Annotated in this window: 11 protein-coding genes; 6 read left to right on the forward strand and 5 right to left on the reverse strand. The window is 62.2% G+C overall.

Translation table 11 applies throughout. The features are described 5' to 3' along the window. Positions 1-37: 37 nt before the first annotated feature. The 3 genes from NRG23_RS28020 to NRG23_RS28030 form a co-directional block, all read right to left on the reverse strand. Positions 38-1,324 (reverse strand): OmpP1/FadL family transporter, encoded by a 1,287-nt coding sequence (locus NRG23_RS28020; RefSeq protein ID WP_028681972.1) that lies wholly within the window; start codon positions 1,322-1,324, stop codon positions 38-40. A gap of 145 nt (positions 1,325-1,469) precedes the next feature. Continuing rightward, entirely contained in the window at positions 1,470-1,952 is a 483-nt protein-coding gene (locus NRG23_RS28025; protein WP_009050248.1) for a hypothetical protein, read from the reverse strand. Positions 1,953-2,227: 275 nt separating this feature from the next. Beyond that, the gene (locus NRG23_RS28030; RefSeq protein WP_007927809.1) at positions 2,228-2,452 is read right to left on the reverse strand and encodes a hypothetical protein; all 225 of its coding nucleotides are present in this window, start codon (positions 2,450-2,452) and stop codon (positions 2,228-2,230) included. Positions 2,453-3,392: 940 nt separating this feature from the next. Here NRG23_RS28030 and NRG23_RS28035 point away from each other — a divergent pair. Further along, a complete protein-coding gene (locus NRG23_RS28035; protein ID WP_016704415.1) occupies positions 3,393-3,716 on the forward strand; it encodes a hypothetical protein in 324 nt (107 codons plus the stop codon). A 175-nt stretch (positions 3,717-3,891) separates the two neighbouring features. Then, positions 3,892-5,259, forward strand: coding sequence for a DNA recombination protein RmuC (gene rmuC / locus NRG23_RS28040; protein ID WP_257375096.1), 1,368 nt, complete (start codon positions 3,892-3,894; stop codon positions 5,257-5,259). 103 nt (positions 5,260-5,362) lie between these two features. On the opposite strand, the gene NRG23_RS28045 is transcribed toward rmuC, so the two are convergent. Continuing rightward, positions 5,363-8,833, reverse strand: a complete 3,471-nt coding sequence (locus NRG23_RS28045) for a PAS domain-containing hybrid sensor histidine kinase/response regulator (RefSeq protein WP_257373081.1) — start codon at positions 8,831-8,833, stop codon at positions 5,363-5,365. A 188-nt stretch (positions 8,834-9,021) separates the two neighbouring features. Next, positions 9,022-9,567, reverse strand: a complete 546-nt coding sequence (locus NRG23_RS28050; RefSeq protein ID WP_016704413.1) for a TetR/AcrR family transcriptional regulator — start codon at positions 9,565-9,567, stop codon at positions 9,022-9,024. Between the two features lie 91 nt (positions 9,568-9,658). Between NRG23_RS28050 and NRG23_RS28055 the strand changes: the two genes are divergently transcribed. The 4 genes from NRG23_RS28055 (at position 9,659) to NRG23_RS28070 (ending at position 14,485) form a co-directional block, all read left to right on the forward strand. Then, positions 9,659-10,864 carry an MFS transporter gene (locus NRG23_RS28055; protein ID WP_016704412.1) on the forward strand — a complete coding sequence of 402 codons (1,206 nt, stop codon included), beginning with the start codon at positions 9,659-9,661 and terminating at the stop codon, positions 10,862-10,864. Positions 10,865-10,957: 93 nt separating this feature from the next. Then, positions 10,958-11,269, forward strand: coding sequence for a cupin domain-containing protein (locus NRG23_RS28060; protein WP_028681976.1), 312 nt, complete (start codon positions 10,958-10,960; stop codon positions 11,267-11,269). A gap of 108 nt (positions 11,270-11,377) precedes the next feature. After that, a complete protein-coding gene (locus tag NRG23_RS28065; RefSeq protein WP_257373082.1) occupies positions 11,378-12,526 on the forward strand; it encodes a TDT family transporter in 1,149 nt (382 codons plus the stop codon). Between the two features lie 84 nt (positions 12,527-12,610). After that, positions 12,611-14,485 carry an MFS transporter gene (locus tag NRG23_RS28070; protein WP_124340615.1) on the forward strand — a complete coding sequence of 625 codons (1,875 nt, stop codon included), beginning with the start codon at positions 12,611-12,613 and terminating at the stop codon, positions 14,483-14,485. Positions 14,486-14,532: the final 47 nt, after the last annotated feature.

The raw sequence follows: 14,532 nt of genomic DNA on the forward strand, positions 1-14,532 counted from the left end.
TTGGATGCAGGGGCTTTTTCGTTCAGGCCGTCAGGCTTCAGAAGCGGTAGGTTGCACCCACGCCAAAGCCGTTCGCACTGTTCTCGTACTCGGAGCTGTAAGACTGGCCGAGCTGCGGGTTCCTGTTGTTGACCTTGACTTTCTCTTCCTTGAGGTAGGAGTAAGCCACGTCGATGGTCAGGTCTTCGGTTGGGCTCCAGCCGGCGCCGAGGCTGAAGATGGTCCGGTCGCCGGTAGGAATGCGTGGCGAACGGTTGGTGTTGTTGGCTGGCGACTGGTCGAAGCTCAGGCCGGTACGCAGTACCCACTGCTTGTTCAACTGGTAGGAAGTACCGATGGCGTAGGCCCAGGTGTCGTGCCAGTTCTGCTCTTCCTTGATGCTGCTGAGCGCACCCGGGGCCAGAAGACCGCCGGCGCTGGCAGTTACACCTTCGTTTTGCACGGTGATGTCTTTCAGGCGGCTCCAGCGGGTCCAGGTCGCACCGGCATAGAGTTTCCAGGCATCGTTGAGGTCCTGGGTCACCGACAGGTCGGCCGATTCAGGGGTGGTGATGTCCAGCGAGGCATCGTAGCGAGCGCCACGCAGCAGAGCGCCTGGAGTACCGGCGCCTGGGCTGACTTCGGTGTGGCCTTCCAGCTTGTACTTGACCTTCGAGTGGTAGGTCAGGCCCACGCGGGTGGTGTCGGTCGCCTGGACCAGCAGCCCAATGTTGTAGCCGTAGCCAATGTCGTCACCCTTGATTTGCACACGGCCGTCGTTAGGCGAAAGAGGGGTGGTCAGTGCCGATTCCAGGGTGCCGGAGATACGGTTGATGGTCGGACCGAAACCGATCGACACCTTGTCGTTGAAGGCGTAGCTGACGGTTGGCTGGAAGGTGATGACTTTAACTTCGCTCTTGCTGCCGAAGTTACGGCCCTGGAAGCCGTTTTCGTAGTCGGTGATCAGGCCGAATGGGGCATAGACACCCAGACCGAAGGCCCACTGATCGTCGATAGGCTTGACGTAGTAGCCCATCGGCACGGCAGTGAAAGGCACCATGTCGCCTTTGTTGGTGCCGCTACGGCTGCCGCTGGCATCGTTGATGTCGGTGGATGCATCAATGGCCGCGACGCCACCAGTGATTTGCTGGCGTTTCAGGCGCGACATACCGGCAGGGTTGCCAAAAACTGTGCTTGCATCGTCCGCAGCAGAGGATCGACCGGCGAAACCAGTACCCATGCCGCTGATGCTTTGTTCGTTCAGGGCAAAACCACTTGCGAAAAGTTGGGTGGATGCCATGGCAACGGCAAGGCTAAGACTGGTTTTGAGTATTACTTTTTTCATTATTAGAACTCCTGGTGATCACCGGAGCGAAAATTACCAACATTTCCTCCTCAGCGCTATAGCCTGTATGGCTTGAGATAGAGCGGTTTTGTAGGACAATCAGACCAAAATTGCCGTTGTTTGCACGAACTTGCAAAAAGTCCGATCAGCAGGCGACCTGATTCAGTGGTGCAACACAGGTTTGCCAGGCATCGGCAAAGTCCCGCAAGCGTCCTTGTGGCTGGAAGATCTGCTTCCAGATGCGAGCCATGCCGAGCAGGTCGCCGGCTTCGGGGAGCGGGGTGTTCTGCTCTTCTACCAGCAGCCAGGCGATGGCGGTGGCGTAACGCAGGTTGACGGTCAATTCCAAGTGCGGGCCGCTGAGGAATGCGTGCTGGCTGGCCAGGCCGCGAACCAGGCTGGCGCGTTCCGGATCCAGCGCCAGATAGTGGTCCCAGAGTGCCTGGTGGCGGGGTTCGGCGATGCGGTAGAGGCCGTGGCCCCTGCGGTCGTGCAGGGCGGAGCCGAGGGCGGATTGGCTGGCGGCGATGCCTAGCAGCAGTGATTCTGCGGTGCGACTGTGGTTGCCCAGATAGATCAGGGTCGGGCGGATCACGTAGCGGCACAGTTCGCTGGCGGCAATACCCATAAAGCCCTCGAAGCGTGAAAGTGGCCGGCGAGACCTGATGGGGGAGCTTGGCAGCGGTGGATCGGTCAGACTCGCCGGAAGCGGATCATGCCGCTTGAGTTGAAGTGTAGTGTCATATCGTTGCTGTAAAGGACTGTTTTTAAAATATTTCCAGCTTCGAGTTATAACCGTTATATCGGATGGTGCTTTAGCCGACGGCGGAAAAACCGAAATAACAGGCAATAAAAAAGCCCCGCTGTTCAGTCGGGGCTTCGGGTTTTCAGCGCTCTGGCGTCTCAGGCAGTCAGGGCCTGACGGGTGCGCTCGATCACCGCTTGCAGCGGCTCGGCGCTGGAATACTGGTCGGGGTACAGGCGTTCGCTGTGACGAGCGATACCGTGTTCGTTGACCAGGGTGAAGCTGAAGCAGCCTTTGCGAGCGGCCATGATCAGGCAGTTCATTGGAGCAAAAGCGTTGGTGAGGGTGCGAATGGCATCCTGAGTCTGGATTTGAGTAGACATAGTTATTGGGTGTTCCTACAAATGACACGGTTAAGAACCGTGCAACGTTAAAACGTTCCAGTAACGCCGACCACCATTGGTCGAACGAAGAACCCGACTGGAACAAAGCAGCCAGTTGGAAGCGCTTTATCAAGTGCGCGCTAGGGCTGGCAGGTAGGTACTTAGGAGGGCAGGCAATCACAGCGGGGGTTAAGGTTCTGGGCCCCAGGTGAAGATCCTGATCAATTTGCAGGTTGGTTCGGTCAGAGTAAAAGGGCTTCGCGACATCCTTTGCAATGTGTTCAAAGGCGGTGTCGGCGAAAGCTTTACCTGGAAACCAGCGAGGTGGTCGATCCCGTGTAGTCGGTAGAAACTTCTCTTCAGGGAAGCTGAACCGGGGGACTTGTTCGACCAGAATTGACTTTCAGCTTGGTACTAACGCTGTGGATGATAACGGATTGATGTAGCTGGTGCAAGTGTGTTAGGCAAAATGGTTATGAGTATCGCAGGGCAGGCCGCGAATGAGCCGGGCCGGACTTTCACCGCAGTGGGGCAGAAAAGTTGTTACTGGAATCTTTGGTCTTCGATGTTGTTCTCCCGGGAACGGACGAAAAAGGTGCAGCGATATAACTGGATCGAGGGTACTTGTGCACAATAGTTGCGCGGGCTGTCACCGGCCTGTCACCTCACCTGCCGGGCCCTCCAATGCCTGCGATGAAAATTTAAGTCAATGAAAAACATCGGTTTTTTTTACTGGTGAAAAAATCGTCAGTTTGACTGCGGGCCCCGTCCCATGCGGCTTTCGGCGACTTGTAGGGCGGTTGTCCACTGAGTTATCCACAGCTTCTGTGGATTGTCCCAAGCGCTTGCTCTAGCACGGGCGTGCCGAGTTCTTTTCGACTTTACGCGTGCGAAAAAAGGAGTAGAGTGGCGCGCCTTCCGATCTGCCCTACAGTGCTTTATGAAGTTTCGCTCAGTGTCACCTTCTGTTACCCCTGCCTCTTCCAGTGTTACCGAGTCCAAGCGTTTTTCGTTACGCGTGGCCATGTGGCTGCTCGACAGCCCACGCCTGGGTGATAACCGGAACATCAAGCACTTTGCCGGGCGTTTGCTCAAGCAGCCTGCCCGGGAAGGGGTGGTGGCAGCACAGAGTCGTCTTGGCCAACTGATGTGCCGCGAATGCGGCAACGCCCGCGATCGGCGGATCGGCCACGATCTGCTGCGTCAGGCGGCACGGGCTGGCGATCGTCGCGCCCAGCAGGAGCTTGGCCAGATCGAAGACTGAGCTGTCCAAGCCTCGGTCCCTTGGTTAACCTTCAAGCTTTATTTCCCTGTCTGGAGTGGCTATGGCTATGGACTTGACCAGCGTACTGCTCGGTCTGGCAGGCGCGGCATTGCCCTTGGTGGCGCTCGCCTGGCAACTGCAACGCCGTCTGAGCTCCCGCCAAACCGAACTGTCCCTGCTGGAGGAGCGCCTGGCCATCGCACTGCTGGCGCAGGATGGCTTGAACGCCCAGCTGGATGCCTGCCGTGACGAGATCAGCGACCTGGGCCAGGCGAATGCCGTGAAGCAGGCCGATCTGGCGGCGGTGCGCCGGGAAGTCGAGTTGTTGCAGATCGAACGCGACAACGCCCGTGACGCGGCCCACGCCTGGAATCTTGAGCGGGCCAACAAGGAAGCCGAGTTGCGGCGCCTGGACGCCCAGGCCGCGTCATTGAATGCCGAGCTGCGCGAGCAGCAGGAAAGCCACCAGCAACGCCTGAGCGACCTGCAAGGCTCGCGGGACGAGCTGCGGGCACAGTTCGCCGAGCTGGCAGGCAAGATCTTCGATGAGCGCGAGCAGCGTTTTGCCGAGAACAGCCAGCAGCGTCTCGGACAATTGCTCGACCCGCTCAAGGAGCGCATCCAGTCCTTCGAGAAGCGGGTCGAAGAGAGTTATCAGGCCGAAGCGCGCGAGCGTTTTTCCCTCGGCAAGGAACTCGAACGCCTGCAACAGTTGAACCTGCGCTTGAGCGACGAGGCGACCAACCTGACGCGCGCGCTCAAGGGCCAGAAAACCCAGGGCAACTGGGGCGAGCTGATTCTGGAGCGGGTGCTGGAGCATGCCGGCCTGGAGAAAGGCCGCGAGTACCAGACCCAGATCAGCCTCAAAGGGCCCGACGGCGAGCGTTTCCAGCCCGACGTGCTGATCATGCTGCCCGGCGACAAGCAGGTAGTAGTGGACTCCAAGGTCAGCCTGACTGCCTACCAACAGTTTGTCGCGGCGGACGATGAGGTGATCGGCCAGGCGGCGCTGAAACAGCACGTGCTGTCCTTGCGCAATCACGTCAAAGGCCTGGCCGGCAAGGACTACAAGCGCCTTGAAGGCTTGCACAGCCTGGATTTCGTGCTGCTCTTCGTACCTATCGAGGCGGCCTTTTCCGCCGCCTTGCAGGCCGAGCCCAACCTGTTCCAGGAAGCCTTCGACCGCAACATCGTGATCGTCAGCCCGACCACGCTGCTGGCCACGCTGCGAGTGATCGACAGCCTGTGGAAGCAGGAGCGGCAGAGCCAGAACGCCCGGGAAATCGCCGAACGCGCCGGTTGGCTGTACGACAAGTTCGTGTTGTTCATTCAGGATCTGGATGAGGTCGGCAATCGTCTGCAGCAGCTGGACAAGGCCTACAGCGCCGCGCGCAACAAGCTGACCGAGGGGCGCGGCAACCTGGTCAGCCGTAGCGAGCAACTGCGCTTGCTCGGCGCGCGCGCGAGCAAGAGCCTGCCGGCGGACCTGCTGGAACGGGCGATGACCGATGCCGACGGTGCCCTGCTCGAACTGCCGGATTGAGCTGTAGCCGCTGCCGTAGGCTGCGATCGGCCCCGGAGGGGAAGCGGCGTTTTCAATATCGCTGAAGGTCTTATCGCAGCCTGCGGCAGCGACTACAGGACTCTCAGAGCGGCAGATGCCGGCTCAACAGCGCCCGCAACGCCGCCGGCTTCACCGGCTTGGCCAGGTAGTCCAGCCCCGCGGCGTGTACCTCGGCGACCATCTCGGGGCGTCCGTCGGCGCTGATCACCACGCCAGGTACCGGATCACCCAACTGGGTGCGCAGCCAGGCCATGACCTCGGTGCCGGTTTCACCATCGTCCAGGTGATAGTCCACCAGCGCCAGTTGCGGGCGCACGCCATCACTGAGCAGCGCGGCGCATTCTTCCCGGTTGCGCGCGGTCCAGACCTGGCAGCCCCAGCGGCTGAGCAGGCTGTTCATGCCGATCAGGATGCTGTCTTCATTGTCGACGCACAGCACCTGGGCGCCGGACAGCAGATGACCGTTGAGTTCGGCCACCTGTCTCGGTGCGCTGACAGCTGCCTTGGCCAGCGGCACGCTGACGCTGAAGACGCTGCCCTTGCCCGGCCAGGAGCGGACTTGCAAGCCGTGGCCGAGGACGCGGCACAAGCCATCGGCGATCGCCAGTCCGAGGCCCAGGCCTTTTTCGGCGCGGGTCTGGTGGCTGTCGAGGCGCTTGAACTCTTCGAAGATCACCTGCTGCTTGTCCAGCGGAATCCCCGGCCCACGATCCCAGACCTCCAGGCACAGTTGGTTGCCGCGGCGGCGCACGCCCAAGAGCACAGGCCCCTTGGCGTAACGGAAGGCATTGGTGAGGAAGTTCTGCAGGACCCGGCGCAGAAGCTTGATGTCGCTGTCGACCCTGAGACGGCTGCCGCGCAGGCGGAACTTCAAGCCTTGCTCCTGGGCCAGGACCTTGAATTCGGCCCCCAGGGTATCGAACAGCTCGTTGAGCACGAATGGCTTGCGCTCCGGATTGATCTTGCCGTTTTCCAGGCGGGAGATATCCAGCAGGTCGCTGATCAGGTCTTCGGCGGAGCGCAGGGAGCTGTCCAGGTGCTGGACCAATTGCTGGGCTTCGGCGGACAAACCGTCGTTCTGGTGGGAGAGGGCGGCGGAGAACAGCCGGGCGGCGTTCAGCGGTTGCATCAGGTCGTGACTGACCGCCGCCAGGAAACGCGTCTTGGACTGGTTGGCGGCCTCGGCGGTGCCCTTGGCTTCGGTCAGCGCAGCGTTCAACTGCGAAAGCTCCTGGGTCCGTTCGGCAACCCGTTGTTCCAGGCCTTCGTTGGCTTCGGTGAGGGCCTGTTCGGCTTCGCGGAACGGGGTGATGTCGGTGAAGCTCATGACAAAGCCGCCGCCGGGCATCGGGTTGCCGATCAACTCGATCACCCGGCCATTGGGGAACAGCCGCTCGGAAGTGTGGGCGCGGCCCTGGCGCATCCAGTGCAGGCGGCGGGCGACATGCACTTCCGCCTCGCCCGGCCCGCACAGGCCGCGCTCGGCGTTGTGGCGGATGATGTCGGCGATCGGCCGGCCGACGCTGATCAGCCCGTCCGGGTAGTTGAACAGCTCCAGGTACCGGCGGTTCCAGGCCACCAGCCTGAGGGACTGGTCGACCACGCTGATGCCCTGGCTGATGTTCTCGATCGCGCCTTGCAGCAGGGCGCGGTTGAATTGCAGCACTTCCGAGGCTTCGTCGGCGATGCGCACCACGTCTTCGAGCTGCATCTCCCGCCCTTCGATGGCGGCCTTGACCACTGCGCGGGTGGACGAGGCGCCGAGGACACCGGCCAGCAGGCGTTCGGTGTGGGCGATCCATTCGCCGTCGGCGTTCTGGTTGGGGTTGAAACCTTTGCCCTGGCGGTAGGCAAAGCGGATGAAGCTCTGGCGGGCCCGTTCTTCCCCGACAAAACGCGCGGCGAGCTTGAGCAGGTCGTCGATCTGCACCGACAGCATCGAGCGGGAGCTGGGGCGGCCGCTGATTTCCTGGCCGATGAAACGCCCGGCCTGCCAGTGTTCCGAAACCCGGGTGCGCGACAGCACCGAGACCCAGGCGAACAGGGTGAAGTTACCGGTCAGCGACAGCACCACGCCCTGGGTCAAGGGCGTGATCGGCAGGTTCAGCGGGTTGCCGTGCAGCCAGGCCAGGCCCGGGAAGCTGCTCAGCGACCAGCCCAGGCTGTGGGCGGCGATCGGCAGGATCAGGGTGTAGAACCACAGGAAGGTGCCGGCCGCTAATCCGGCGAACACGCCGCGGCGGTTGGCCTGCTTCCAGTACAGCGCGCCGAGCATGGCCGGGGCCAGTTGGGTCACGGCGGCGAAGGCGATCTGGCCGATGGTCGCCAGGCTCGCGGTGGAGCCCAGCAGACGGTAGCTGACATAGGCCAGCAGCAGGATGACCACGATGCTGACCCGGCGCACCGAGAGCATCCAGTGGCGGAACACTTCGAAGGGGCGCTCGGCGCTCTGCCGGCGCAGCAACCAGGGCAGCAGCATATCGTTGGAGACCATGGTCGACAGCGCCACGCTGGCGACGATCACCATGCCGGTGGCGGCCGATGCGCCACCGATGAAGGCCAGCACGGCCAGGGCCGGATGGGCCTGGGCCAGGGGCAGGCTGATGACGAAGGAATCCGGCAGGACCGAGCTGGGCAGCAGCATCTGCCCGGCCAGGGCGATCGGCACCACGAACAGCGCGGCCAGGGCCAGGTAGGCGGGAAACACCCACTTGGCCAGGCGCAGGTCCTGGGGCTCGATGTTCTCCACCACGGTGACGTGGAACTGCCGCGGCAGGCAGATGATCGCCATCATGGCGACGCCGGTCTGCACCACCATCGACGGCCAGTTGATGGTTTCCTGCCAGTACTGCTCCAGGCGCGGGGCGAGCATGGCCTGGCTGAACAGGTCGTCGAAACCGTCGTACAGGCCATAGGTGACAAAGGCGCCGACCGCGAGAAAGGCCAGCAGCTTGACCAGGGATTCGAAGGCAATCGCCAGCACCATGCCGCGGTGGTGCTCGGTGGCGTCGAGGTTGCGGGTACCGAAGACAATGGTGAACAGCGCCAGGATCAACGACACGATCAGCGCCGTGTCCTGGGCGCGGGTGCCCATGGTGTCGGCACCGGCGCCGATCAGCAGGTCCACGCCAAGCACGATGCCCTTGAGCTGCAGGGCGATGTAGGGCAGCACGCCAACCAGGCAGATCAGCGCCACCACCACCGCCAGCGACTGGGATTTGCCGTAGCGCGCGGCAATGAAGTCGGCGATGGAGGTGATGTTTTCCTGCTTGCTGATCATCACCATCTTTTGCAGGACCCAGGGCGCGAGCACCAGCAGCAGGATCGGCCCGAGGTAGATCGGCAAGAACGACCAGAGTTGCTCGGCGGCCTGGCCGACGGCACCGAAGAAGGTCCAGCTGGTGCAATACACCGCCAGCGACAGGCTGTACACCCAGGCACGCACCCGCGGCGGCAAGGGCGCGCTGCGACGGTCACCGTAAAAGGCGATGGTGAACATGATGGCCATATAGGCCAGGGCGACAATGGCGATCAGCCCGCTGGACAACGACATGGAAACTCCGAACATAAAGGCGCGCCGGGCGCTTCAGCCCGGTCAGACAGTCTCGCACGATGTTCGGAGTTCGTCAGTGTCGACCAAGGTATTGGCGCGGCCAGGTGTCGCAGGGGGAAGTGCGAGCAATCTCGCTTCTGCAAAGGGTGACGAACCCGCCAGGAGCGAGCTTGCCCGCGCTGGCGGCCTCAAGGCCGCAGCGCGATGTCGATCAGTTCATGCAACTCCTGCACGTCAAGCGGTTCCGCGGCGAACAGGATGCGGAACACCGTCGGCGCCACCGTCATGTTCAGTAGTCGATCGAGGCTGGGCAGAGCTGCTTCGCTGTGCCGGTGGCGATCGAGGATGATCTGCAATTGCCCGCTGAGAATGCTCACGCAATAGCCGGGCGTGGCGCTGCATTGCACATCGCGCATCATGTTGCGCCCGGGCTCGGAACTCATTTCGTCGAGGTACTGTTCGGCCCAGGCCAACAGGTCGCCGCGCAGGCTGCCGGTGGCGGCCGGTTCGCTGTCCGGGCGCATGCGCGCCAGGGCGACATCCGCCAGCAGCGTCGACAGGTCGCCCCAACGGCGGTAGATGGTCGAGGGCGTCACGCCGGCGCGGGCGGCGATTTGCGGCACGGTCAGGGTCGAGCGCTCCTGTTCTTCGAGGAGTTCCCTGACTGCCGAGTGGATGGATTCCTGTACCCGGGCACTGCGCCCGCCCGGGCGTAAACCTTCTTTAATAGCCATGGATCGAACCTTAACACAAAGAATTTGCTTTAAGAGCGAGGCGGTAGCACACTCCGCAAAAGCAAAATATTAGCTTTAATGGAGCGTGCCCATGTCCAGTCCTGTCGACTCTTCACTGTCAAACCGTTCCAGACTGCTGTTTCTGGCGATCACCTTACTCAGTTTTCTCGCCGCTTCCAGCGTGCCGACACCGATGTACCACCTGTATCAGGAGGTGCTGCAATTCTCCTCGGCGACCCTGACCCTGATCTTCGGCGTCTACGCCTTGAGCCTGTTGGCGGCGCTGCTGACCGTGGGTTCGCTTTCGGATTATCTGGGACGCAAGCCGGTGATCTTCGTGGCGCTGCTGCTGGACATACTGGCGATGCTGCTATTTATCCAGGCCGACAGCGTAGCCTGGCTGATTGCTGCCCGGGTGATGCAGGGCTTCGCCACCGGCATGGCCACCAGCGTGCTGGGGGCGGCGCTGCTGGATACCGACCGGCAGCAAGGGCCGCTGGTCAACAGCGTGGCGCCCTTGCTGGGCATGGCCTGCGGGGCGATGGGCAGCGGTTTGCTGGTGGAATACGCACCGTTGCCGCTGCAACTGGCCTACTGGTTGCTGCTGGTGCTGTTTGTCGCCCAGGCGCTGTACGTCTGGCGCCTGCCGGAGACAGTCAGTGCCCAGCCCGGTGTCTGGGCCTCCCTGCGGCCGACCCTGCATGTACCGCCTCAGGCGCGGCGGGCGCTGTGGCTGGCGTTACCGGTGGACGTGGCGGTGTGGGCCGTGGGCGGGTTCTTTCTGTCGTTGGCGCCATCGCTGGTGCGCACCGCGACGGGCTCGACCTCGAACCTGATCGGTGGCGGCCTGGTGGCGGTGCTGACCCTGAGCGGTGCCCTGATGATTGTTTCCCTGCGTCATCGTCCGGCGGACAAGGTACTGCGGCTGGGCGCGAGCCTGCTGGCCGTCGGCATCGGCCTGATCCTGATTGCCGTGCACACCGCCAGCCTGCCGCTGTTCTTTCTCGGCACCCTGGTCACGGGCGGTGGTTTTGGTTCCGGATTCCTCGGCGCCCTGCGCAGTGTGATGCCCCTGGCCTTGCCCCATGAGCGGGCGGGGTTGATGTCGGCGTTTTATGTGTTGAGTTATCTGGCGTTCTGCCTGCCGTCCCTGCTGGCGGGAAACCTGACCCGCAGTTTTGGCCTGATCGCGACCACCGATGGTTATGGCGCGGTATTGATCCTGCTGTCCCTGGCCGCTTTGCTGGGGCTGCTGCGCCAGCGCACCGCCAAGACCTGCGTCGTGCCAGAAAGTTGAGCGCGTTGGTGGCTGATCCGGGCGCCGGCTTGGGTTAGCCTGCGCATCTGGCGCGCGAGGTGCACGCATCAGCCTTGGGGGCGACGGGCATTCATGAAGATCATTCGCAGTAAAACCTTCACTGGGGAGCGGGCCTGGGCGGCGTTGGATATCGCCAACATGAACGGCATCACCACGCGCCTGCATTGGACCGACCAGCCTTATAAGTGGCACACCAACGACGGGCAGGAAGTGTTTGTCGTGCTCGATGGCCAGGTGCGCATGCACTATCGGGAAAACGGCCTGGAGCACTCGGTGCTGCTGGAGGTGGGCGATATCTTCTACGCCGATGTCGGTACCGAGCATGTGGCTCATCCACAAGGTGCAGCGCGGGTATTGGTGGTGGAAACCGCGGGCAGTGTCTGACTCGTATATTTGTAAAATAGATAACAGATAGAGAAATTACCCGTTATATAGATATTCGATCCGGTTCTATCATGGGCTCCACCTCATCGGAGGACAGGAGATCGCACCATGACATGCCCCAACACCCTCGGAACCGGACGGCCCTTGAGCCAGCTGCAGCATCCTCGCGAAGCCATTCGCCAATTCACCCCCAACTGGTTCGCCGCGACCATGGGCACCGGCGTACTGGCCCTGGCGCTGGCCCAGTTGCCGCTGCGGATCCCGGGCCTGCACCTGCTGGCCGAGGGGCTGTGGCTGTTCACCATCGTACTGTTCGTGCTGTTCAGCGCGGCCTATGCGGCACGCTGGATAATGTTCTTCGACGAAGCCCGGCGGATTTTCGGGCACTCCACGGTCTCGATGTTCTTCGGCACCATTCCCATGGGTCTGGCCACCATCATCAACGGTTTCCTGCTGTTCGGCGTGCCACGCTGGGGCGAGGGCGTCGTGCAACTGGCCGAGCTGCTGTGGTGGCTGGACGTAGCGCTGTCGCTGGCTTGCGGGGTGCTGATTCCCTACATGATGTTCACCCGCCAGGAGCACCGTATCGACCAGATGACCGCGGTCTGGCTGTTGCCGGTGGTCGCGGCCGAAGTCGCCGCCGCCAGTGGCGGGCTGCTGGCGCCGCACCTGGTGGACGCGCATTCGCAACTGGTGATGCTGGTGACCAGCTATGTGCTCTGGGCCTTCTCGCTGCCGGTGGCGTTCAGCATCCTGACCATTCTCCTGCTGCGCATGGCCCTGCATAAGTTGCCGCACGAAAGCATGGCCGCCTCGAGCTGGCTGGCCCTGGGGCCGATCGGCACGGGGGCCCTGGGCATGTTGCTGCTGGGCGCGGACGCTCCGGCGATCTTTGCTGCCAACGGCATGGCCGGAATGGGCGAAATCGCCGAGGGCCTGGGGCTGGTGGCCGGTATCACCCTGTGGGGGTTCGGCCTGTGGTGGATGCTGACGGCGCTGCTGATCACCTTGCGTTACCTGCGCGACGGCATTCCGTTCAACCTCGGCTGGTGGGGGTTCACCTTCCCGCTGGGGGTCTATGCCCTGACCACCCTGAAACTGGCCGCTACCCTGAACCTGACGTTTTTTGCGGTGTTCGGCAGCCTGTTGGTCCTGGCGCTGGCACTGATGTGGCTGCTGGTGGGCAAGCGCACGCTGCAGGGCGCCTATCGGGGTGAGCTGTTCGTTTCGCCTTGCATCGCAGGATTAGCGAAATAATCCGCGAACTTTAGGTAAGGTTGTGGCCTGGATCGAAGATCGATAATCCAATAACAGCATCCAAGCCACTCAGGGACATGGAAGATGAGTCACCCCTCACAGTTCACCTTGCTTCGTACGCGGCGTTTCCTGCCGTTCTTCATTACCCAATCCCTCGGTGCGTTCAACGACAACATCTTCAAGCAGTCGCTGATCCTCGCCATTCTCTACAAGCTGGCCATCGAGGGCGACCGCTCGATCTGGGTCAACCTCTGCGCCTTGCTGTTTATCCTGCCGTTCTTCCTGTTCTCGGCGCTGGCCGGGCAATTCGGCGAGAAGTTCGCCAAGGACGCGTTGATCCGCCTGATCAAGCTCGGCGAGATCGTGATCATGGCAGTGGGGGCGGTGGGTTTTGTCTTCGATCACCTGTCGCTGATGCTGCTGGCATTGTTCGCCATGGGCACCCACTCGGCGCTGTTCGGTCCGGTGAAATATTCGATCCTGCCGCAGGCGCTGCGGGAGGAAGAATTGGTCGGCGGCAACGGCCTGGTGGAAATGGGCACCTTCCTGGCGATTCTCGCCGGGACCATTGGCGCGGGGATCATGATGTCCTCCGCCCATTACGCCCCCATCGTCTCGACGGCGATCATTGCCGTCGCCGTACTCGGTTATCTCGCCAGCCGGGGCATTCCCCGGGCCGCGGCGGCCACTCCGGACCTGCGCCTGGACTGGAACATCTTCAGCCAGTCCTGGGCTACCTTGCGCCTGGGCCTGGGGCAGACTGCGGCGGTGTCGCGCTCGATCGTCGGCAACTCGTGGTTCTGGTTTGTCGGGGCGATCTACCTGACGCAGATTCCGGCCTACGCCAAGGAGTGGATGCACGGGGACGAAACGGTGGTCACACTGATCCTCACCGTGTTCTCGGTGGGGATCGCTGTCGGTTCCATGCTGTGCGAGAAGCTTTCGGGACGTAAGGTCGAGATCGGCCTGGTGCCCTTTGGCTCGTTCGGCCTGACGGTGTTCGGCTTGCTGTTGTGGTGGCATTCCGGCGGGATTCCGCTGAGCGAGGCGGGTTACAGCTGGATCGAAGTGCTCGGTTATGGCCACGCCTGGTGGGTGCTGATCGATATTCTCGGCCTGGGCATCTTCGGCGGTTTCTACATCGTGCCGCTGTACGCCCTGATTCAGTCGCGGACCCCGGAGCACGAGCGGGCGCGGGTGATTGCCGCGAACAACATTCTCAACGCGCTGTTCATGGTGGTGTCGGCGATCGTCTCGATCGTCTTGCTGAGCCTGGCCAAGCTGTCGATCCCGCAGTTGTTCCTGGTGGTGTCGCTGCTGAACATCGCGGTCAACGCCTACATCTTCAAGATCGTCCCCGAGTTCAGCATGCGTTTCATGATCTGGCTGCTCAGCCATTCCATGTACCGGGTCGAGCATCGCAACCTGGAGGCGATCCCGGACGAAGGCGCGGCGTTGCTGGTGTGCAATCACGTGTCCTTCGTCGATGCCTTGCTGATCGGCGGCGCGGTGCGGCGGCCGATTCGTTTCGTGATGTATTACAAGATCTACAACCTGCCGGTGCTCAACTTCATCTTCCGTACCGCCGGGACCATTCCGATTGCCGGGCGCAACGAGGACATCCAGATCTACGAAAGGGCGTTCACCCAAATTGCCCGTTACCTCAAGGATGGCGAGCTGGTGTGCATCTTCCCGGAAGGCAAGCTGACCGCCGATGGCGAGATCAATGAGTTCAAGGGTGGGCTGACGCGGATTCTCGAAGAGACACCGGTGCCGGTGATTCCGCTGGCGTTGCGGGGGCTGTGGGGCAGCTTTTTCAGCCGCGATCCTAGCAAGGGGCTGTTCCGCCGCCTGTGGTCGCGAGTGACCCTGGTGGCGGGTTCGGCCGTGACAGCCGACAGTGCCGAACCGGCCCGTTTGCAAACCCTGGTGGGCGAGCTGCGCGGTAACGTGCGCTAGGTTTCCAGCGCCTATAAAAACGCCCACAGAGTGGTGGGCGTTTTTGT

It is taken from the genome of Pseudomonas sp. T8, from assembly GCF_024610635.1.
GTDB lineage: Bacteria > Pseudomonadota > Gammaproteobacteria > Pseudomonadales > Pseudomonadaceae > Aquipseudomonas > Aquipseudomonas chlororaphis_I.

Coding starts and splice junctions, on each gene's coding strand:
- NRG23_RS28070 (WP_124340615.1), top strand. CDS start 12,611: ATGAGTCACCCCTCACAGTTCACCTTGCTTCGTACGCGGCGTTTCCTG.
- NRG23_RS28025 (WP_009050248.1), bottom strand. CDS start 1,952: ATGGGTATTGCCGCCAGCGAACTGTGCCGCTACGTGATCCGCCCGACC.
- NRG23_RS28045 (WP_257373081.1), bottom strand. CDS start 8,833: ATGTCGTTGTCCAGCGGGCTGATCGCCATTGTCGCCCTGGCCTATATG.
- NRG23_RS28050 (WP_016704413.1), bottom strand. CDS start 9,567: ATGGCTATTAAAGAAGGTTTACGCCCGGGCGGGCGCAGTGCCCGGGTA.
- NRG23_RS28055 (WP_016704412.1), top strand. CDS start 9,659: ATGTCCAGTCCTGTCGACTCTTCACTGTCAAACCGTTCCAGACTGCTG.
- NRG23_RS28030 (WP_007927809.1), bottom strand. CDS start 2,452: ATGTCTACTCAAATCCAGACTCAGGATGCCATTCGCACCCTCACCAAC.
- NRG23_RS28060 (WP_028681976.1), top strand. CDS start 10,958: ATGAAGATCATTCGCAGTAAAACCTTCACTGGGGAGCGGGCCTGGGCG.
- NRG23_RS28035 (WP_016704415.1), top strand. CDS start 3,393: ATGAAGTTTCGCTCAGTGTCACCTTCTGTTACCCCTGCCTCTTCCAGT.
- NRG23_RS28065 (WP_257373082.1), top strand. CDS start 11,378: ATGACATGCCCCAACACCCTCGGAACCGGACGGCCCTTGAGCCAGCTG.
- NRG23_RS28020 (WP_028681972.1), bottom strand. CDS start 1,324: ATGAAAAAAGTAATACTCAAAACCAGTCTTAGCCTTGCCGTTGCCATG.